The sequence below is a fragment of the Bacillus thuringiensis genome, assembly GCF_022095615.2.
Lineage (GTDB): Bacteria > Bacillota > Bacilli > Bacillales > Bacillaceae_G > Bacillus_A > Bacillus_A cereus_AG.
The window spans coordinates 371,692-393,373 of record NZ_CP155559.1; the positions used below are offsets into that span (position 1 = coordinate 371,692).

Sequence of the window (21,682 nt, forward strand, 5' to 3'; positions counted from 1 at the left end):
ATCGTTATGGAGTGGGTGGAAATAAGTTGTCGATCGTATTTAAAAATAAACAATTGACTTTTTTCTTAAAATTCAATATGTTCATAAAAACATCTGTTTTTCATAAGTATAATTAACCTGAATGGTTTTGGAATTTGGGAAGGAGAATGTAGCTTTGAAAACATTAGAACTACAAGAGCGTTTAACTGAAATTTTTCAGCATTTACATGAAAATCCTGAAGTGAGTTGGAAAGAGTATGAAACGACAGCGTATATTACTAACTTTTTAAAAGAAGAAGGAATTTCATATAAAATATTTGATGATTGCCCAGGCGTGATTGCTGAAATTGGAAGCGGAAATCCAGTTATTGCAATTCGTGCCGATATGGATGCACTTTGGCAAGAAGTGGACGGAGAGTTTAAAGCGAATCATTCATGTGGTCACGATGCTCATATGACAATTGTGATGGGGCTTATTTTACAATTGAAAAATAGGAGATGGGACAGTGGAACGGTTAGGTTTATTTTTCAGCCGGCAGAGGAAAAAGGAAATGGTTCTTTAAAGATGGTAGATAAGGGTGCTGTGGATGATGCGGACTTCTTATTTGGTGTTCATTTAAGACCGATTGAAGAACTGCCTTTGAAACAAGCTGCCCCGTCTATTCGTCACGGAGCGGCAAGATTTTTAGAAGGTACGATTCATGGGGAAGATGCACATGGGGCACGCCCGCATCAAGGGATAAATGCCATTGATGTCATTTCCATGATTAATATAGGTTTGAAAAATATATGGCTACCACCGCAAAGTTCATATTCAGTGAAGATGACAAGGTGCCAAGCAGGTGGAGATAATTTAAATATTATTCCGGGGAACGGCCATTTTAGCTTGGATGTTAGAGCAGAAAATAACATATTACTAAATGAATTGAAGCAAAAAATAGAGCGAGTAATTCTGTCGGCTGAATCAATGGGATCTAAAGTATCTTATGAGTGGATCGATCTCGCACCAGGAGCTGAAGTGTCAGAAGAAGCTGAGCGCTTTATGCGAAAAGGCATTCTTGAAGTATACGGGGAAGAGGGATGCACTGGACCACTGTATACGACAGGAAGTGATGATTTCCATTACTACACAGTGAAGAGACCACATTTAAAAGCTGTCATGCTTGGACTAGGTGCAAACTTACAACCTGGATTACACCATCCGCATATGAAGTTTGATCATAGTTGTATTATGGATGGAGTAGAAATATTGAAACAAACTGTATTGAAAGTATTAGAGGACAGGGGCTAGAGAGCTCCTGTTTTTTTTTGTAGGAATTTGTCGTTAAGTCGATATATTGAAAAAATCGTTAATATAATTTCATGTACCAGTTAATCCAATAAAAAAATGAGTCTCCAATACATGGTGTATAATAATAGGTACCATTTTCTAATAGGAGAAGACGAATGAACGAACAATATTATGATGCTGTATTACATATAAAAACTGTCGGTGAGCAAAAGGGCTTTAATAAGTCTATGCACTATCACCGTTATGAACCGACGCCATATAGCGGATTAGATGAGTTATTAAATCAATATGAAATAAGAAGTAGTGACCGGGTTGTAGACTTTGGATGCGGAAAAGGACGATTAAACTTTTACATGCACCATAAGTGTGGCGCTTCAGCGGTTGGAATTGAAATGAATGAAGAGTTTTATAAAGAAGCAATGGATAATCTTGAGTGCTATGCACGAAAGGTAAGAAACAGTAAAGATAAAATTGGGTTTGAATGCTGTTTAGCGCAGGAATATGAGATTGATCCACGTGATAATCGGTTTTATTTCTTCAATCCATTTTCTGTACAAGTATTTATGAACGTAGTAAATAATATTTTACTTTCGGTAGAAGAGGCGGAGAGAGAAGTGGACATTATTTTATACTATCCTTCTGAAGATTATATTTTCTTCTTAGAGAACCAGACTGCGTTTGAATTGAAGAGAGAAGTAAGGTTGCCTGGGGCTTATGAGAAGAATGGGAATGAGAGGTTTTTAGTGTATACATTAAGATTATAAAAAAGCAGGTGCCTTGGCACCTGCTTTTCTTTACTCACGTCTATATAATTAGTTACGGATTAAGTAATCAAATGCACCTAAAGCTGCGTTTGCACCTGAACCCATAGAGATGATGATTTGTTTGTACGGATTATTTGTACAGTCACCTGCAGCAAACACTCCTGGTACGTTTGTAGCGCCGTGCTTGTCTGTTACGATTTCACCGCGAGCGCGTTCAACTGTTTCGCCTAACCAGTCTGTGTTTGGCACAAGACCGATTTGTACGAATACACCTTGTAATTCAACGTGATGAACTTCTTCAGTTTCACGATCGATGTAAGAAATACCGTTTACTTTATCAGTACCAGTGATTTCTTTCGTTTGAACGTTTTTCAGAACAGTTACGTTTGGTAAGCTGTTAAGACGCTCTTGTAATACAGCATCAGCTTTTAATTCTGGCATGAATTCAAGAACAGTTACGTGCTTAACAATACCTGCTAAGTCGATAGCTGCTTCAATACCAGAGTTACCTCCGCCGATAACTGCTACGTCTTTTCCGATGAATAATGGACCGTCACAGTGTGGGCAGTATGCTACACCTTTATTTTTGAACTCAGCTTCACCTGGTACGCCAACGTTACGCCAGCGAGCACCTGTTGAAACGATTACGCTTTTACTTTTCAGAATAGCGCCGTTTTCAAGTTCCACTTCAATAAGTTCTTTTTTCTCTAAACGTTTTGCACGTTGTAGATTCATTACATCGATGTCGTATTCTTTTACGTGCTCTTCAAGGCTTGCTACTAGCTTAGGACCTTCAGTGCGTTTTACGCTGATGAAGTTCTCAATACCCATAGTATCCATTACTTGACCACCGAAGCGCTCAGCAACGATACCAGTGCGAATGCCTTTACGTGCTGCATAAATTGCTGCACTTGCACCAGCAGGGCCGCCACCAACAACAAGAACATCGTATGGATCTTTATCAGAAAGCTCTGATGCATCTGGACCGTTACCCATTTTAGCTAAAATTTCTTCAAGTGTCATACGACCGCTTCCGAAAGATTCGCCATTTAGGAAAACTGTTGGTACTGCCATGATGTCTTTGCTTTCTACTTCCTCTTTGAATGCAGCGCCATCAATCATAGTATGTGTAATACCAGAGTTTAGAACGCTCATTACGTTAAGAGCTTGTACAACATCAGGACAGTTATGACAACTTAGGCTGATATAAGATTCAAAATGATATTCGCCTTGAATGTTTTTAATTTGATCGATTAATTTTTGTTCAACTTTTGGAGCGCGTCCACTTACTTGTAGTAAAGCTAACACTAATGAAGTAAATTCGTGTCCTAATGGAATACCAGCGAATACGACACCAGTGTCTTCACCAGGGCGATTTACGCTAAAGCTTGGTGTTCTCTCTAATTCAACTTTTTCTACTGTAATCTTAGATGACATAGTAGCTAATTCGTCTACTAGAGCTAACATATCTTTAGATACGTCGTCGTCTCCAGCGCTTACTTTAAGTAAAATATCGTTCTCCATTAACTGAAGGTATTGGGATAGTTGTGTTTTTATATCTGCATCTAGTATCATTTTGATCGAACTCCTTAGATTTTGCCTACAAGGTCAAGGCTTGGTTTAAGTGTTGCAGAACCCTCTTGCCATTTAGCTGGGCAAACTTCACCTGGGTTGTTACGTACGTATTGAGCTGCTTTAATTTTGTTAACAAGAATGCTTGCGTCACGGCCGATACCGTCAGCATTGATTTCCATAGATTGGATAACGCCGTCTGGATCGATGATGAATGTACCACGAGCAGCAAGACCTTCTTCTTCCATTAAAACGTTGAAGTTTGTAGTGATTGTGCGAGTTGGGTCACCAATCATGATGTACTCGATTTTGCCGATAGTTTCTGAGCTATCATGCCATGCTTTGTGAGTGAAGTGAGTGTCTGTAGATACAGAGTATACTTCAACGCCTAAGTCTTTAAGAGCTGCGTATTGGTTTTGTAAGTCTTCAAGTTCAGTTGGACAAACGAATGTGAAGTCAGCTGGGTAGAAACAAACTACACTCCATTTTCCTTTTAAACTTTCATCAGTAACTTGGATAAATTCTCCATTATGGTAAGCATTAGCTTTAAACGGTTTTACTTCTGTGCCGATTAATAACATATTAAAATTCCTCCTAAATGTTGGTTGTGAGCATCAAAAAATAGTGTGCTCATAAAATATATTTTTTAATTAACTATAATAATTCTAATTCGATATTAATTATCATATAGAAGTGGTTATTTTGTCAAGTGAATAAACCAACTTTATATCAATTTAATTAATATTTATTCTCAATTGAGATGATGAAGCAGTTTGGCAATGATAGAGTAGAAAATTTAGTTGTAAATGAGTCAGTATAGTCATAGGTGGAAGGTTGTTTAAATTTAAGCTTGAAACATGTAGATGATAATTAAATGTTTTGAGGAAAGATTTTTTTAGTAGGTTATGTGGTTGAAAAGTAACTTCTTACTTTATTGTACAAAGAATGATGAGATAAATAAAACAAAATGAATCGGAATCTTTTTGAAAAATTCTTCTTATTTTAATTGTTCATTTATTGGACATATATTGAAGCGTAAACTGTTTCGCGAGGAGTTAGGGAAAAAGAAATAACTCAGCTTCTTTCGTAAAATTAAAGTATTAAAAAATCCCCTATCCAGCGTAAGATTACTTGATAGGGGATTTTTTTAATGGGTGTAGGGCATTATGTATATTGCTGTTCAGTGTTTCGAAAAATGTACGTAATTTAGAACTTAAATGATTGTTTTGATGGATAAATAGTTTTTCAGCAACGAGTAGTTCACCATGTATACCAAAACATTGCATGTGTACGGAAATTTCTTCGTTATTTTCATGAATGGTTGGGAAAACGTAATGGAATGCTGAGCTTGGAATCATGTACTCTTTGATCGTATAAGTGTCAGAATCGCAATTTGGTGTATGCTTTATGTAAATCTTTACACTGTCTTTTGTGACGATAAATTCTAACATGGTGCATTTTATAAGGTTAGGATTGAAAGCATTGGATTCTTGTAAATATAAATTAAAATTGGTCCTGTCGGAAATGGATTCAATGTTTGTAAGCATAATGTCTTGATTAGTGTGAGTGCTCATTTTGTTCTCCTTAATATAGATAGTAAGAAAATAGTTTTGTGAAATGGGATAATACTTTAAATAGGATTTATTTCTATTCATTAATGTATCAAACGTTTCTCTCAAAAATCTCTCAAGGTATTTTTTATAAAATAAGAAACCTGTTTCAGCTTAGAAATAGGTTTCTTAAAGTTGTATATTTTGAAGTTTGTAAGCCCATAAATATCCTTTGGACTCTAATAATAGGTCGTCGGTATTGTGTGTTTCGATAAATTGAACTGTTTGGTTAATCTGCATTTCATAACCATCAGTTGTACGCTCGATTTTGAGAGGGATATTTAGCTCACTAAATAGTTGGCGTATTCGGTAAATAGTATTATACAAATTTGCTAATGCACGTTTTTCATCTGTGTTAGGCCAAATATCATCAAGAATCTTCCACTTTGAAACAGCTTTTTCTTTATGGAGAAGGAAGTAATAAAAAAGCTCTTCGGTAACACGGGTAGGCCACTTTAGTGATTGATGGTCTTTTTTTATAAATGTATTACCGTACAGTTGTACTTGAAGAGTATTTGAACTTCTTTGTTGATTCGTAACACCGTAATATTTTTTTAGGCGGTAATCTACATCCTGTACAGCGCTAGGTGTTAATGGTTTTAATATATAATCGAGAGCTTGTACCCGAAACACTTCTAAAGCATAAGTGGGGTAGGCAGTAGAAAAGATAATCGGAACATCGATACCGTCATCTACTAATTTCTTAGCGAGTTCAATTCCTGTCATTTTAGGCATTTCAATATCTAGTAAAATAGCGTCTAATGTGTAATGAGGAAGCATGTTAATTGCCTCTAATGGTGACTGGAAAGTATCAACAATTTGAAATCCGCCATGTTTTGTTAATAAATGACTATGTAAATCTAAAATAGGCTTTTCATCTTCTATTATTACTATTCGCCACACTACATTCTCTCCTTTAATGGAATCGTTACATTAATAGTTGTTCCTTTACTTTCAATAGAATAAATTTCTACAGTTCCATTAGAAAACTTTCGAACACGACGTAAAACATTGGAAAATCCAATTCCTTGGTTCTGAAGAGTTCCGTTTAACAAATTGTGTATGGTTGTTTCTGACATCCCAATACCGTTATCTATTACTTGTATAAATAAAATCTCTTTTATTTGTTTTATATTAATTTGTACATGACCGTTTCCTTCTTTCTCAAATAGACCGTGGCGTATTGCATTTTCCACAAGTGGTTGTACGAGTAAATTAGGTATATATATTTCATCTAAAGATTCAATAGTGTCAACTTCATATGAAAAAGAAAGACGTTCGCCAAATCGTGCCTTTTCTATTTCTACATATGCTCGAATGATGGAAATTTCTTTTTGTAATGTAGAGTAATTTGTTTCGTTTCCGGATTCAAATATATAGCGTAAGTAGGAGCTTAGCATCGTTAGGAGATGTGCAGCACGTTCGCTATCTGTATAACAAAATGAAATAATATTACTCATTGCATTATATAAGAAGTGCGGTTTAATTTGTGCCTGTAGAAAGGCCATTTCATTTTCAAATGCTTGCAGTATCGCTTCTTTTGTTTGGAAAATAGTATGTAATCTAGCTAATAGTACTTGCTTTGTATAAGGTTTGACTAAGTAATCATTTATTCCACTTGCAAATAAATGATCTACATGCGTTGGATAATCTTTTGAACTTAACATTAGAATAGGTAATTCTAGTACTGATGTTTTTTTGCGTATATGTTTAGCAAGTTCGACTCCTCCAATCTCAGGAAGAGTTTCATCTATGATAAGAAGCGCGAAATCTTTCATGCTCTCTAATAAGAAAATAGCATCTTGAGCCGAATGCACAATGGTAATATTGTATGTTTCTGCTAGTAAAGATTTTAGCACCTCTGTATGTATGACATCATCATCTACAATTAAAATTGTTGGCTGCTGACTAGTGTTTGCTGGGGAAACTTCTTTAAAATTATATTGTTCCTGTAAAATAGTATGTATTTCTTTATATTCATAAAAAGGAACTTGGATTTTAAATAAGATAGAAGCTTTATAGTAATCTACCTGCAAATGTCCATCCATACGTTCTAGCAGTTCTTTACTTATTAATAAACCGATTTCAGTGCGAGTATCTTCATAAGTAACAGTAGAGTTGCTAGTTGCTTTAAAGGTTAAATGAATATTTTTTCCTATATGCTGAGCATCAATAACAATTTTCCCATCTACTGCATAGTAACAACATTCTTCTAAAATACGGTAAAGGACTTGTGTTAACCGGTCTTCATCTACTAGTCCGTGTAAATTATTTGGTACATACTCTTGATATGTAATATGTTTTCTTGAGAGAGGTAGTTCCATTAATTTATAAACATGATTCACAACCATTTTTATATTTGTTGATCTTGCTGTAAAAGAATAATCATGAAATTTAATTCTTGTGAAATCTTGTAGATCATTAGTAAGGTATAGTAAACGTTCTGTAAGTTGTTCTAATAAGTGTAGCTCATTTGAATGCTTCTCTTTTTTATCATTAGCTTTTACGGATTTAATTAAATTAATTGCATGGTATAACGGATCTTTTAATTCTTGTGTTGTTACTTTTAAAAAAGAATCTTTTGTTAAATGAATCGCTTCTAATTTTTTTGATAAGTGCTCGGCCTCTTCGGTACGATTAATAAAACGTGTGCCTAAAAAAACATTCATCATAATAATGAATCCAAGTAACCCGAAGCGGTTAAATATATTACGACCTGATGCAAAAAGTTGTTCGAGTGTACCGCTAAAAAGAAACATAAATAGAGTAAGTAGCATCAGGGTGAAAATTAAAATTTCGTTCTTACTAATAATCCACTTTTTTTGTATGATGAGCTGAATCATTCTCAGGATAATCCACAGCAACATGATATTCATATAAAAAAAGAATGGGGTTTGTAGATTTGATAGCGATCGAGCAGGAAATAAGATTATTCCTACGCTATAAATAAAGAAAGGTGAAAATAATAAAAACAGTTGTTTTTTATTTATAATAGTCGGCATAGTTTTTGAAATAAATAGTGGTAATAAAATAGCACTAAAAAATGTAATAGAGTCCTGTAAGCGAAAATAAAATTCAAAAGGGATATTAGGAACCGCACGAAGTAATATACGTTCTCCTCGTGTCATAACAATTAGTGCTAGGCTTAGGAAATAACAACCACTATAAAAAAAGCCATCATCTTTTTTACGTAACAAAAAGATAGTGAGATGAAAAATACTAAAAACTAATAAGATGGAAACGGCTGTCCATTCGATATTTGTATCTTCAGCTACGTCTTCTTGCATTGCTTTAGCATCACCGAAATCGATTGGAAAAATAATACCTCCGCGTACATTGTAAAAATTCGAAACGTGAATTGTTAGGAGTAATTCTTTTGTTTTTGGTTTTAAATACATTTCATATGATGGATTTTCAGGTTTTGTAGCTTCTTTTGATTTTCCGATTTGACCTATTGCAGAAACTTTTTCGCCGTTTACATAAATGGTATGGGCGGACCAAATGTTTCGAATGCGAAAGCCAACTTCAGAAAAATGCTTAGGTAGCTCGATTTTTAATTGATAAGAACCATATTGTGTTTTGGATTCCCACTGTCCTGGCACAATTTGATTTAAAGCTTTTTCTTGAAATTGGTTCACATCTACAAATTCATTTGGGGTGAATTTCCATTCGCCTGCTAAAGATAATATTTTCGCATTTGAAGGAAGATCACCTAAGTTAATTGTCCCATTTTGTGCACGTGTTTGAATGAGATTTGTATCACTATCTCGAAAGTTAATATGTATCATTAAAAATATCATCATAGTGATGAGAAACCAACCAATGGTTTGTTTCCACATGGAGTAATCACCTCTTCTTCAATAATATATAATAAAATTTCTAATAATTAAATTGTATATATCAAATATAAGGATTTAATGTATTGGCATGTTATGAAATCCATAGTTTTTTAACCAATTCGCCTGTAATGTATAGGGGAAAATGTTCCGGATGAAGGTTCAAAAGTAAAGAAAGGCGTTAGCTGAATACAGCCATTGTAAATATTGAAGTGGTGCAAATGAATTATCAGTAGGACTGAAATTTTCCTTTATTTAGAGAGGATAAACTAAGAAAATAGAAGCATTGACTCCCATTTTTAACAAGATATAATAAAACCTAGATATATCTTTCAAAAAGAAGAAGATATAATATAGGATGAAAAAAATTTAACCTATTATTTTTTATAGCTTTTAGAAAACGCTTACAATTAGTGTGGAGGGGAAACCATGTCTAAGTTCACGAAGTATTTTTTAATGGAAGCTAACGATGTGATTGCATATGTGAAAGAGAAAGTGCCTAAGTTTGAACAGGCAAAGGGGTTACAGTGTAAAGAAATAGGTGATGGCAATTTAAATTATGTGTTCCGCGTTTGGGATGAAAAGGAGAACATTTCCATCATTGTAAAGCAGGCTGGGGATACAGCACGTATTTCAGATGAGTTTAAGTTGTCGACGAATCGAATACGTATAGAATCGGATGTTTTACGATTAGAGGGTGAGTTAGCACCTGGACTGGTGCCAGACGTATATTTGTTTGATAGTTTGATGAATTGTTGCGTCATGGAAGATTTATCGGATCACACCATATTACGTACAGCACTTATAAATCATCAAATGTTTCCAAAGCTTGCAGATGATTTAACTACTTTTATGGTAAATACTCTTCTATTAACATCGGATGTTGTAATGAATCATAAAGAGAAGAAGGAACTTGTGAAAAATTATATAAATCCTCAGTTATGTGAAATTACAGAAGACCTCGTCTACGCTGAGCCATTTATAAATCATAATAAGCGTAACGAGTTATTTCCGTTAAGTGAAGGATGGATTAGAGAGCATATTTATAGTGATAAAGAGCTTCGTATGGAAGTAGCAAAACTTAAGTTTTCTTTTATGACGAATACACAGGCGCTTATTCACGGTGATTTGCATACTGGTTCTGTCTTTGTGAAAAATGATTCTACAAAGGTTATTGATCCTGAGTTTGCCTTTTATGGACCGATGGGATATGACGTTGGGAATGTAATGGCGAATTTAATGTTTGCTTGGGTGAATGCAGATGCAATCATGCCGTCTGGAGCTGAAAAAGATACGTATATGGGTTGGCTACAATCGACAATGGTAGAGGTAATTGATTTATTTAAGAAGAAGTTTTTAGACGCTTGGAATATTCATGTGACCGAGATTATGGCGAAGGAAGAAGGCTTTAGCGAAGTATATTTACAATCTGTATTAGAGGATACGGCTGCAGTGACGGGACTTGAGTTAATTCGTCGTATTGTTGGACTAGCGAAAGTAAAAGATATTACTTGTATTGAGAATGAGGAAGCACGTGCTAGAGCAGAACGCATTTGTCTTCAAGTAGCAAAGAAATTTATTTTACAGGCGAATCAATATAAAACAGGCACAAGCTTTGTAGAAACGTTAAAAGAACAGTCAATGCACTACGTGAAGTAGGGGGAGAAGATGATGGAAGAGCAATTAATACCAATTCAGTGGAAAGAAGATGCTTTAGTTTTATTAGATCAAACATTATTACCGAATGAAGTTGTCTATGAATCTTTTAAAACAGCCGAAAGTGTGTGGGATGCCATTCAAGTAATGAAAGTACGAGGAGCGCCAGCGATTGGTGTTTCAGCAGCTTATGGTGTGTATTTAGGAGTCAAGGAAGTGACTCAAAGCTCGGTGGAAGAATTTATAGAGGAAGTCAAAAAGGTATGTGCATATTTGGCAACATCAAGACCGACAGCAGTAAACTTATTTTGGGCACTTGAAAGAATGGAGGCAGTCGCGACAGAGAATGCACACTTATCAATAGCCCATTTGAAAGATAGATTACTAGAAGAGGCAAAAGAGATTCATAGAGAAGATGAAGAAATTAACCGTCAAATTGGAGAACATGCATTAACATTATTCCATGATGGAATGGGAGTATTAACACACTGTAATGCTGGTGCGTTAGCGACGACTAAGTATGGTACTGCGACAGCTCCAATGTACTTGGCGAAAGAAAAAGGATGGGACTTAAAAATCTACTCAGATGAAACACGCCCTAGGTTGCAAGGTTCAACGTTAACAGCATTAGAACTACAGCGAGCGGGAATTGATGTTACTGTCATTACGGATAATATGGCAGCTATGGTCATGTCACAAGGGAAAATTGATGCTGTAATCGTTGGATGCGACCGTGTGGCAGCAAACGGTGATGTAGCAAATAAAATTGGGACATTAGGCGTATCCATTCTAGCGAAATATTACAACATTCCGTTTTATGTAGCGGCACCAACGCCGACAATTGACTTGAAAACACCGACAGGGAAAGAAATTCCGATTGAGGAAAGAGATGCTTCTGAAGTAATTAATCGCTTCGGACAATATTCAGCTCCGAAAGAAAGTAAAGTATATAATCCGGCATTTGATGTCACACCATATGAAAATGTAACAGCGATTATTACGGAAAAGGGGATTGTAAAAGCACCGTTTACGGAGAATTTAAAAAAGCTATTTCAATAAGTAGATAGATTTAAAAAGTCAGTCATCATAAGCTTCATACTTAGGGGGATGTATATGTTATTACAAAAAGAAAGAGAAGAAATTGTAGCGTATGGAAAGAAAATGATCTCTAGCGGTTTAACAAAGGGGACAGGCGGCAATATTAGTATTTTCAATCGCGAGCAAGGTCTTGTTGCAATTAGCCCAAGTGGTTTAGAGTATTATGAAACAAAACCTGAAGATGTAGTTATATTGAATTTAGATGGTGAAGTGGTAGAGGGAGGGAGAAAACCGTCAAGCGAGCTCGATATGCACCTTATTTATTATAGAAATCGTGAAGATATAAATGCGCTTGTACATACACATTCACCTTATGCGAAGACGATTGCATCATTAGGATGGGAGCTTCCTGCCGTTTCATATTTAATTGCTTTTGCAGGCCCGAATGTACGCTGTGCACCGTATGAAACATTCGGTACGGAGCAATTAGCAGAGGCTGCTTTCGAGGGAATGATTGATCGCCGTGCTGTTTTACTTGCGAACCACGGTTTAATTGCAGGTGCAAATAGCATAAAAATGGCATTTACTGTTGCGGAAGAAATTGAGTTTTGTGCGCAAATTTACTATCAAACAAAAAGCGTCGGAGAGCCGAAGCTATTGCCAGAAGATGAGATGGCGAATTTGGCGAAGAAGTTTGAAGGGTATGGGCAGCAGTAGAATGAAACAAAAACACCCTCAAGAAAAAATCTTGAGGGTGTTTCTTATGCCTTCTTAAGCAACAAATACATAAAGTAAGGGGCACCAATTAAAGCAACGACAATACCTGCTGGGATGCCGTTAGGTTCAATGATATTTCGTCCAATCGTGTCTGCTAATAGTAATAGCCATCCACCGATTAAAACAGCGATAGGCATGAAGATTTGATGCCTTGGACCCACTAAAGATTTTGCGATGTGAGGAGCCATTAGTCCGATAAAGCTAATTCCTCCTGTTACAGAAACAGCTGCAGCAGCAAGTGCAACGGCTGCAACTAATAAGTATCTGCGTTCTTTTTCAATTTCAATTCCAATACCGATTGCGACTGGCTCGTTTAATGCTAAAATGTTTAATCGATTTGCTTTATAGAAAACGAATGGAATTAATACGATTAACCATGGTAGCATTGCGAAAATGAAGACCCAATCATCGCCCCAAATGTTTCCGGCGATCCACTTAGCGATAAAGTCCACTTTCATACGATCAGCGGATGAAATAAGGACAATCATCATTCCAGATAGTGCAAATGAAAAACCGATACCAGTTAATGTTAGTCGTATTGGCTGAAGTCCTGTTGATTTACTATATGAAAATACGTAAATTAGAACAGCTGTAAGAAAAGCACCGATAAATCCAACGACAGGTAGTAAGTAAAGAAATGAACCTACATCTATTGGAAAGTATAAAAAGAAAATAGCAACAGCAACACCAGCCCCAGAGTTGATTCCGAGAATACCAGGTTCCGCTAAATCATTTCGGGTAATTCCTTGTAGGATAGCACCTGATAAAGCGAGAGCCATACCAGCTAGTAATGTAATAACAATTCTAGGTAGTCGTAAAGAGTATAAAACAAACTCCTCTTTAAAAGTCCCTTGTCCCATTAATGTTGGGAGTAGTCGATCATAAGATAAAGATGCTGAACCAAGTCCCATTCCAACTACAATTGTGGTGATGGTCAGTATTAGTAAAGCGAGTATAATAAGACGTTGTTTTCTTAAAATAGATGGCATCATGAGAACGTTTTTCCTCCTTTACGTACAATGAATAGGAAGAATGGTAATCCTACAATTGCGACAATAGCAGCAACTGGTGTTTCGTACGGAGCATTAATTGTACGTCCAATTGTATCTGCAAGTAGCATAAAGGATGCACCAGCAATTGCTGACATCGGTATGACAAAACGGTAGTCCGGCCCAACAATTGGACGTACCATGTGAGGGATCATTAATCCGATAAATGCCATGTTCCCAACAAGCGCTACAGAAGCACCAGCAAGTAAGATGATAATGATAAATAAAATGGTTTTAATGACAATAATTTTTTGACCAAGTCCAACAGCAACTTCTTCACTGAAACTAAGGACTGTCAATTTTCTTGCAAATAAGATAGCGATAAATATACTTACTGAAATGACTGGAATAATAATTTTCAATTGGCTCCAAGTCGTTCCAATTACGCCTCCAGCAGTCCAAAGTGATACATCTTGTGAAATTTTAAAGTAAATGCCGACGCCTTCTGAAATTGCAAGTAGAAATGCTGAAACGGCAGCACCAGCTAATACAATTCGAAGGGGAGAAAGTCCGCCTTTTTTCACCATGCCAATGCCAAATACCATAAGTGCGCCAATTGCAGCACCGATAAAGCAAGCAAATGTTAAGTAAAGATAGCTGATGGAAGGATTGAAAGCCAGCGTTAACGCGAGCGCAGCATTTGCGCCACCAGTTAGCCCCAGTAATCCAGGATCAGCAAGTGGATTTCGTGTTAAACCTTGCATAATGGCTCCAGAAACGGCTAGTCCAGCTCCTACAAAAATAGCAGCTACTTCACGTGGTAAACGAATTTCTCGAATAATAGATATTTTGTCCCCTTTAGCAGAAGAAGTGAGTGCCAACCATACATCTTTGATTGAAGTATCCGCAGCCCCTACCACCATTGCCACCATAAAAATAAGAAAGAATGCAATTATGCTCAAAATGAGTTTGTATGTAAAAGCTATAGAACGTGGATTGTCGTGATCTTTTGTCATTCGTTTCACATCTTTTCTGTTCATAGAATAAAGGAAGAGGAATTCTTAATTTAAGAATTCCTCATGTTTGTATTATTTACCAAGAAAGCTCTTCTTGAAGAAGTCTAGTTGGAAATCTAATGTAAGTGGATCATTGAAATAGAATTCCATCATGTTTGCTTCGTATACGCGATTATTTTTTACTGCTGGGATGTTTTTATATGATTCTGTCTCTTGGAATGAGTTATCAGTATCTTTGTTTTTACTTACGATTAAGTAATCACCAGCAAACTCAGGTAATACCTCAGTAGATAATGCGTAGTAACCTTCTTTTAATGCTTTTTCTTTTACTTTTTCAGGCATTTTTAATTTCATTTCTTGGTATAGAATTTCTGTTCCACGGCCCCAGTTTTCGCCGTATACATAAAGCTGTTTGTTGAAGTTTTCTACAACAGAAACTGTTGCATCTTCACCGATTTTTGCTTTAATTTCTTTACCAGCGTCTTGTGCACGTTTCTTGAAGTCATCAACCCAAGTTTTTGCTTCTTTTTCTTTGTTTAATAACTTACCGATTTCTAAATGCTGTGTTAAGTAATCAACCTTTCCGTAAGTGTATGTTACAGTAGGAGCGATTTTCTTTAACTTATCGACATTTTTAATATTTGATAAACCAATGATTAAATCTGGATTTAGCTCAGCGATTTTTTCAACGTTTTCATCTGATACTTCAGCAACATCTTTCAGTTTGCTATCAAAACGTGGGTTTTGCTTAGACCATGAATCTACCCCAACAAGATTTACATCTAATGACATTACATTACCAGCGAATGATGATAAGACAACAACGCGTTTTGGCTTTGCAGGAACTTCTACTTTACCATTTTCAGATTGGTATGTAATTGTTTCTGATTTACTACCTTTTGCATCGTTCTTTTTGTCTGTAGAGCCATTGCTACAAGCACTCATAACAAGAACGAAAAGAACTGTTAGTGAAATAAATAACTTTTTCATCGTCTTTCTCCTTTAACATAGATGATATGTGTATACAATAATTTGTTTAACTGCAATCTGTTTGAAAGAGTAGTGGTAATGCAAAATACGTATTAAAAATCTTGAATATGAGATTTTACAATATAGTATTAACCATATTAGTGAAAGAAGATGTAATCTCAAATTTGCTAATTATTAACAAAATGATAATGATTATCACTATTGATTCTTTAAATACTATAATTTTATATAGGTGTATTGTCAATAGTGATTTTGATTGTAAAATTTATAAAAACAAGTTATATTTTATTGAGAATGATAATCAATTATTAGTAGCTGAGGAGTGACACGAATGAATCAAGAAGAATTGTTTGATGTAACTGTGATAGGCGGAGGACCTGCAGGGCTTTATTCAGCTTTTTATAGTGGACTAAGAGAGATGAAAACGAAAATAATAGAATTTCAACCACAGTTAGGTGGTAAAATACATGTTTATCCAGAAAAAATGATTTGGGATATTGGCGGATTGTTACCAGTTACTGGTGAGAAATTAATTGAGCAACTTGTGCAACAAGGATTAACATTCCAGCCAGAAGTTGTATTGAATACAAAAATAGAATCAATTATTCGTAATCAAGATGGGATTTTTACATTAAAAACAAGCTCTGGGGAAGAACATTTTTCAAAAACAGTGATCGTCGCAACTGGGAGTGGTATATTGAATCCACAAAAGTTGTCGATTGAAGGTGCGGAGAGATTTGAAGTCTCGAATTTAAATTATACAGTTAAATCGTTAAAACGTTTCAAAGATAAAACGGTAATTATTTCAGGTGGAGGGAACTCTGCAATTGATTGGGCAAATGAATTAGAACCAATCGCGAAAAAAGTGTACTTAACATATAGAAAAGAAGAATTATCTGGTCACGAAGCACAAGTAAAACAACTTATGAATAGTTCAGCAAAATGTTTCTTTAATACATCGATTACAAAATTAATTGCTGGTGATAACCATGAAGCGATTGAATATGTAGAATTAACAAACCATGAAACGGGAGAGATTTCTCAGTTATCTATCGAAGAAGTTATTATTAATCATGGATATGAACGTGACATTACATTATTGGAAAATAGTGAGCTAGATGTCGCAATTGTAGATAATTACTTTATTGCAGGGAATGCGAATAGTGAGTCCTCTGTAGATGGATTATATGCTGCGGGAGATATTTTAAAGCATGAAGGGAAATTACATTTAATTGCAGGAGCGTTCCAAGATGCTGGAAATGCTGTAAATAAAGCGAAACAATTTATTCAACCAGATGCAAGTGAGTATGGAATGGTTTCGTCGCATAATGAAGTATTTAAGAAGAGAAATCGTGAATTGATCAAGCAGATGATGAAATAATAAAAAAACAAGTATACCCCCATTTACTTCTCTATTCGAGTGATAAGAGAGGCAAATGGGGGTTTTCCTGTTTACTATATTTTCAATCATTATAATGACACCGGTTTCATCAGTTCATGTAATATGAACGTTTTATTTGTAAATCTTCCTAGAAAACAATGAATCTATGTTTTGCTGACGCAGAACAGTATTACATTATGCTGTCCCTTTAGCTCGTTCGTTAGGAAATGGCATATTTAATATAGACGCAATGTACTGTTTTCCATGCATTCGAGCTAATGATTCTAATATTTGACGGACGCGTTTTGTAAGATGTCCTTGTCCCTTTATAGCTTCACAATATGCATCATAGAAAGCGTATTTAGCCCAAAGGAAATCATCTTGTTGGAATAAAAAATGATTTTTGTACCATTCCCCAATTGTATGGTAACAATTGTTTTCATGTATTACTGAGCTTTGAGAAAGAATACGATCAGATAAAGATGTAGTTAAATGAGAAATTGTGTTTTCTGTTTCAACCTGTAATGTTTTTTCTAACATTGTAATGATGTGACGAGTAGCCATATGTTAACTCTCCTTTGTGTAAATGGGTAATACCATTCTATATTTAAAAAATCCTTACTATATTATTATACAATATATGGAATGCATCCACCTTCTTTTTAAATTGCATTTACAAAATCTTTTTTATTTGTTTACAAAAATAAAGTAAGATACAGTATATAGGAAAAAACAATAAAGGAATGAACGCGTTGTATATAACAGTAGAAGAAGCTGCGGAGTATTTGAATTTACCAAAGTCGTATATTGAAGAGCTAATTCAGAAAAAGCAAATTCGTGCTCTATTCGATGGAGAGCAATATTTATTAAATAAAGAACAATTCAATACACATTTAGAACAAATGGAGAAATATAAGCAATTAGTGGAAGAAATATTGAACGAACCAATTCCAGAAGATATGGATGTTAAAGACGAAGATTAAACTATAGGAAATCCCGTATGAAGATATGCAGAAATGTATCTTCATACGGGATTTTTTTGTCTCAAAATATCAAAACTTTAAGGGGAATTTAGGGTTTTTCGGGAGTTTGATAGGTAATAGTCTACCATGTTAAAAGCATATTTTTTTCTAGCTAGGACAAACATAGAGAACGTAACCTGTACAGATACATATACTATCAGTGCAAAAGCTTATAAATTAATGGAAGGGGTTTTCTCGTGAGTTTATTTCATTGTGATTTTCTGAAAGATTTAATTGGATCTTTTGTAAGAGTAAACAGGGGTGGTCCAGAATCTCAAAAAGGGACAATAGTCGCAGTATGTTCAGATTACTTTGTATTGAAGAATGAAAAAGGAGAGCTCTATTACTATCAGATTCGTCATCTGAAAAGTGTTACAAAAAATGCGAAAGATTGTAAAGCAGATGATTGCGGATGGTTTGAATGTGAATGTGAAGATGACTTTGAAAAGCTACTTCAAAGCTTCAAATATCGCTGGGTGAAAATTAATCGTGGTGGTCCAGAGAAAGTTGAAGGTATTTTACAAGATGTTTCTTGTGAATTCGTGACATTAATTGTAAAAGAAGAAGTTATATTAGTTGCAGTATCCCATATTAAGAGTGTCACAGTAGAGTGCGGAGAGAGCGAAGAAAGTAATAGTGAAAGCACTTGTTCAGGTCGAGATCGCGCACAAAGACAATCAAGTAGAGGAAGATAATAAGAAAGGAGGATATAAATTTGGAGAGTGTATTATGTTGTGAGCAAATTAAGTGCTTAGTCGGTGAGACTGTGAAAGTAAATCTGCGTGGACCAGAGAGTCGAGTGGGGGTACTTGTATCGTTAGGAAGAGATTACCTCACATTACAACTTCCTCTTGGTGAATTAGTATATTACCAATTGAAGCACGTGAAGAGTCTAGTTAAGAAAGTGAAAGAAAGTAAATGTGGCGATTGCTATGTTTCATGTTTCTGCTCTGATGATGATACTTTTGTCGATGTATTACGTGACTTGAAGTATAAGTGGGTAAAGATTAATCGTGGCGGCCCAGAGTGTGTGGAAGGTTTATTAAGTGAAGTGCATGAAGAATGTATTACGCTAGTAAACGGTGATGAAGTCATTTATATCATTAATTATCATATTAAGAGTGTGAGTCAAGTAGTGAAATGTAAAAAGAATGAAGATGAATAATGTTTAATAAATAAGAGGGGCATTATGAGGGAAAGAGAAGAACAATTTCTTATTTCGATAGTATGAAAAGGAATTACTTACTATTAAGACAGAACATTGCCCTGATTATTTTTTTAAAATGGAAGATAGTAAAGTTGAAATTCATAGGAAGGAGGATATAGATGAATGAGTTAAACAAAAGTATTGGAGAAAATATATATATTAAATTAATCGGTGAAAAAAGGTTTAAAGGTGTATTAATAGACGTAGGGAATGATATTGTTGTTCTTTACAATGGACAAGACTACGTATATATATCTTTATACCATGTACAATATTATAAATTTTTAAGACCATATGATGAAGAAATATCAAAACCAGATGTTGATTCTGTAATTAAGAGAGAATCACCTTCCATTTCTTTGAGAAAAGTATTAAGTACTTCTAAAGGAATTTTTACAGAAGTTTATGTAGCAGGAAATGCTCCAATACATGGTTATGTTACAAGTGTAATGAACGATTATATTGTTTTTTATAGTCCAGTTTATAAAACAGTATATATATCTTTAAAGCATTTAAAATGGTTAATTCCGTATAAAGAAAATCAAGTTCCTTATGCCCTCAATAAAAATGAACTCCCCGTGAATCCGCTAAATATTACGTTAGCTAGAACGTTTGAAGAACAGCTTATTAAAATGGCTGGGAAAATTATGGTGTTCGATTTAGGTGAGGAATCTAATAAAATCGGAAAGATGGCGAAGATTGATGAGGGGCATATTGAAATATTAAAAGCACGTGATGCAAAAATGTATGTAAATATTCAACATGTAAAATCTGTCCATTGTCCGTAGAGTAGACTAGTTGAAAGGCTGGCTTTTTCTTTTATATATGCAAAAGAAAAGGTCGAGCCTATTTATTTAGTTTGATTTGGATGTGAGGGGAAAAATGAATTGAATATAATTGTGTTAGTTGTATCTATGAAGAGCTAATCTTGTGCAAAATTATAAAATGAAACTTTAATCAGTGGGGGGCATCTCTCACCGATAGGGTTTTTACGGGCAGTTGATCCTTTGCCTAACTTTTTTGCTTTCGCTGGATTTTGAGTTTTGGGTCTTACTGCCCAGCAAATAGCGGGATAAAAAATATGTACGAGCTATCTTTTGATATATTCAATTTATTTTTTGGAGGGAGAACTGTTCAACTACTATATTAAAGGGGTTTTGTTGGTGGAACAGTTTTCAAATTCGTTATCGATTACATTACTTGGTAGTGCTGGTGGAGCAGCAAAAGCAGTTTTAGCAATTTTAAATCAAGCGATAGTAAATGAAAAAGACCTGATTTATGAAACGATAAAGAATGTTCAATTTCATTTGGTTGATATAAAACAAAAAGATAGGACTTATTACGATGAGTTGTTTCCAAATTTGAAAGATCAATTGTTTTTATATGAAATTGATCTTCAAGATGTAGTGAAATTCAAACAACATTTGAAAGAAAAAAGCACGAGTGTTGTTATTGATGTTTCGGGGGCAGATACGATCAGAGTGTTAAGCTGTTGTAATGAACTTGGAATTTGTTATATTAATTCAGCTTTGGAAAATGAGGCAGTAGATCAGGACGATAGTTTAATCGGTTTTCAGCTTACGGAAAGATATACGAGATTTGAGAAGGAAAAAGAGAAATTTACAAATACAAAAGCAATTATAGGCTCAGGTATGAATCCAGGTGTTGTTCAATGGATGGTTGTTGAACTTATGAAGGAACGCCCGAATGAAAAGCCAAGAGCATGCTATATAGTAGAACATGATACGTCATTTTTGAATGATACAGCACTTATAAAGCCTGATACACTTTATGCTTCATGGGCAGTAGAGCGATTTCTAGATGAAGCGATATGGAGTTATCCGATGTATATGAGTCATCATCGTCCTCTTTACTTTTATGAAGATGTATATGCTTCAGAGTATAAAGTAAAGTTGGGAGAGAAAGAGTTTTATGGTTGTTTAATGCCACATGAGGAAGTTTTAATTTTAGGGAAAAACTTTAATATGGAAGTTGGGTTTCTTTACCGAATTAACGAGTATACAACAAATATAATTAGACAGAATTTAGATAAGGTAGAAGAACTATGGAACTGGAATCGTAAAGTATTTAATCCAGCCGAAGAAGAGATTGCGGGCGAGGATCTAGTCGGTGTATTACTCGTTTATGAAAATAGGGAGACATATATGTATAATGTGATGAATAGTAGCCAAGTTTTTCATAAATATAAAACGAATGCGACTTACTTCCAAGTAGGATGTGGAATTTATGCTGGCTTGTGTAGTTTACTGTTCGATAACTTTAAACAAGGTGCCTATTATGTAGAGGAATTATTATTAAATACAGAAAGTAAGTACGGAGAATATTTGAATTTATATATGAAGGATTTTGTGGTGGGGGAAAATGATTTTACGGATGGATTGCTACATGATCGGGTAAGATGGATATAAGTTGTGACGAAAAGGGAGGGGGAAATTTCCTTCCTTTTCGCGTTATAAGGTTACATATTGTTCTGAAAGTAATTTCATACTTATAATTTAATGAGATAATATGTAGAGTTTTTGTATGGATCATG

20 protein-coding genes are annotated in these 21,682 nt (G+C 35.0%); 11 read left to right on the forward strand and 9 right to left on the reverse strand.

The genetic code is table 11. The annotated features are described in order from the left end of the window. The first annotated feature begins 154 nt into the window (after positions 1–154). A complete protein-coding gene (locus tag KZZ19_RS01970) occupies positions 155–1,270 on the forward strand; it encodes a M20 peptidase aminoacylase family protein (protein ID WP_237981943.1) in 1,116 nt (371 codons plus the stop codon). Between the two features lie 155 nt (positions 1,271–1,425). Further along, positions 1,426–2,034 carry a class I SAM-dependent methyltransferase gene (locus KZZ19_RS01975; protein ID WP_237981944.1) on the forward strand — a complete coding sequence of 203 codons (609 nt, stop codon included), beginning with the start codon at positions 1,426–1,428 and terminating at the stop codon, positions 2,032–2,034. A gap of 48 nt (positions 2,035–2,082) precedes the next feature. On the opposite strand, the gene ahpF is transcribed toward KZZ19_RS01975, so the two are convergent. From ahpF to KZZ19_RS02000, 5 genes are all read right to left on the reverse strand, one after another. Next, on the reverse strand, positions 2,083–3,609 hold the full coding sequence (ahpF, locus tag KZZ19_RS01980; RefSeq protein WP_000599491.1) for an alkyl hydroperoxide reductase subunit F: 1,527 nt from the start codon (positions 3,607–3,609) through the stop codon (positions 2,083–2,085). 14 nt (positions 3,610–3,623) lie between these two features. Then, positions 3,624–4,187 carry an alkyl hydroperoxide reductase subunit C gene (gene ahpC / locus KZZ19_RS01985; protein WP_000924417.1) on the reverse strand — a complete coding sequence of 188 codons (564 nt, stop codon included), beginning with the start codon at positions 4,185–4,187 and terminating at the stop codon, positions 3,624–3,626. A 546-nt stretch (positions 4,188–4,733) separates the two neighbouring features. Continuing rightward, complete coding sequence (locus KZZ19_RS01990; protein WP_237981945.1) at positions 4,734–5,180, reverse strand: DUF3978 family protein; 447 nt, start codon at positions 5,178–5,180, stop codon at positions 4,734–4,736. Positions 5,181–5,345: 165 nt separating this feature from the next. Further along, complete coding sequence (locus KZZ19_RS01995; protein WP_237981946.1) at positions 5,346–6,119, reverse strand: response regulator; 774 nt, start codon at positions 6,117–6,119, stop codon at positions 5,346–5,348. Beyond that, positions 6,119–9,055: a histidine kinase gene (locus KZZ19_RS02000; RefSeq protein WP_237981947.1), complete on the reverse strand. Its 2,937-nt coding sequence runs from the start codon at positions 9,053–9,055 to the stop codon at positions 6,119–6,121. The genes KZZ19_RS01995 and KZZ19_RS02000 overlap by 1 nt, the downstream gene beginning before the upstream one ends. Before the next feature lie 426 nt (positions 9,056–9,481). Between KZZ19_RS02000 and mtnK the strand changes: the two genes are divergently transcribed. From mtnK to KZZ19_RS02015, 3 genes are read left to right on the forward strand one after another with little or no spacing between them, the layout of a single operon-like run. After that, complete coding sequence (gene mtnK, locus KZZ19_RS02005) at positions 9,482–10,711, forward strand: S-methyl-5-thioribose kinase (protein WP_237981948.1); 1,230 nt, start codon at positions 9,482–9,484, stop codon at positions 10,709–10,711. 12 nt (positions 10,712–10,723) lie between these two features. After that, complete coding sequence (mtnA, locus tag KZZ19_RS02010; protein ID WP_237981949.1) at positions 10,724–11,767, forward strand: S-methyl-5-thioribose-1-phosphate isomerase; 1,044 nt, start codon at positions 10,724–10,726, stop codon at positions 11,765–11,767. 54 nt (positions 11,768–11,821) lie between these two features. Then, the gene (locus KZZ19_RS02015) at positions 11,822–12,463 is read left to right on the forward strand and encodes an L-fuculose-phosphate aldolase (protein WP_237981950.1); all 642 of its coding nucleotides are present in this window, start codon (positions 11,822–11,824) and stop codon (positions 12,461–12,463) included. Between the two features lie 44 nt (positions 12,464–12,507). Here the strand turns inward: KZZ19_RS02015 and KZZ19_RS02020 are convergent, their stop codons facing one another. Genes KZZ19_RS02020 through KZZ19_RS02030 form a run of 3 tightly spaced genes read right to left on the reverse strand, consistent with a single transcriptional unit; the run spans position 12,508 to position 15,518 of the window. Beyond that, positions 12,508–13,515, reverse strand: a complete 1,008-nt coding sequence (locus KZZ19_RS02020; RefSeq protein WP_237981951.1) for a FecCD family ABC transporter permease — start codon at positions 13,513–13,515, stop codon at positions 12,508–12,510. Then, on the reverse strand, positions 13,512–14,552 hold the full coding sequence (locus KZZ19_RS02025; RefSeq protein WP_237981952.1) for a FecCD family ABC transporter permease: 1,041 nt from the start codon (positions 14,550–14,552) through the stop codon (positions 13,512–13,514). Before KZZ19_RS02025 ends, KZZ19_RS02020 begins: the two co-directional genes overlap by 4 nt. A gap of 48 nt (positions 14,553–14,600) precedes the next feature. After that, positions 14,601–15,518 (reverse strand): iron-hydroxamate ABC transporter substrate-binding protein, encoded by a 918-nt coding sequence (locus tag KZZ19_RS02030; RefSeq protein ID WP_237981953.1) that lies wholly within the window; start codon positions 15,516–15,518, stop codon positions 14,601–14,603. Between the two features lie 331 nt (positions 15,519–15,849). On the opposite strand from KZZ19_RS02030, the gene KZZ19_RS02035 reads away from it, so the two are divergent. Beyond that, positions 15,850–16,899: an NAD(P)/FAD-dependent oxidoreductase gene (locus tag KZZ19_RS02035; protein ID WP_088094960.1), complete on the forward strand. Its 1,050-nt coding sequence runs from the start codon at positions 15,850–15,852 to the stop codon at positions 16,897–16,899. Between the two features lie 195 nt (positions 16,900–17,094). Here KZZ19_RS02035 and KZZ19_RS02040 read toward each other — a convergent pair whose 3' ends face one another. Continuing rightward, positions 17,095–17,463 carry a hypothetical protein gene (locus KZZ19_RS02040; protein ID WP_048541984.1) on the reverse strand — a complete coding sequence of 123 codons (369 nt, stop codon included), beginning with the start codon at positions 17,461–17,463 and terminating at the stop codon, positions 17,095–17,097. A gap of 179 nt (positions 17,464–17,642) precedes the next feature. Between KZZ19_RS02040 and KZZ19_RS02045 the strand changes: the two genes are divergently transcribed. From KZZ19_RS02045 to KZZ19_RS02065, 5 genes are all read left to right on the forward strand, one after another. Beyond that, complete coding sequence (locus tag KZZ19_RS02045) at positions 17,643–17,882, forward strand: helix-turn-helix domain-containing protein (RefSeq protein WP_237981955.1); 240 nt, start codon at positions 17,643–17,645, stop codon at positions 17,880–17,882. Positions 17,883–18,118: 236 nt separating this feature from the next. Continuing rightward, positions 18,119–18,616 (forward strand): spore coat protein, encoded by a 498-nt coding sequence (locus KZZ19_RS02050; protein WP_088094963.1) that lies wholly within the window; start codon positions 18,119–18,121, stop codon positions 18,614–18,616. A 20-nt stretch (positions 18,617–18,636) separates the two neighbouring features. Further along, entirely contained in the window at positions 18,637–19,086 is a 450-nt protein-coding gene (locus KZZ19_RS02055) for a spore coat protein (RefSeq protein ID WP_088094964.1), read from the forward strand. A 161-nt stretch (positions 19,087–19,247) separates the two neighbouring features. Continuing rightward, on the forward strand, positions 19,248–19,916 hold the full coding sequence (locus tag KZZ19_RS02060; RefSeq protein WP_088094965.1) for a DUF2642 domain-containing protein: 669 nt from the start codon (positions 19,248–19,250) through the stop codon (positions 19,914–19,916). A 375-nt stretch (positions 19,917–20,291) separates the two neighbouring features. After that, entirely contained in the window at positions 20,292–21,557 is a 1,266-nt protein-coding gene (locus KZZ19_RS02065) for an S-adenosylmethionine decarboxylase related protein (protein WP_237981956.1), read from the forward strand. The last annotated feature ends 125 nt before the right edge of the window (positions 21,558–21,682 follow it).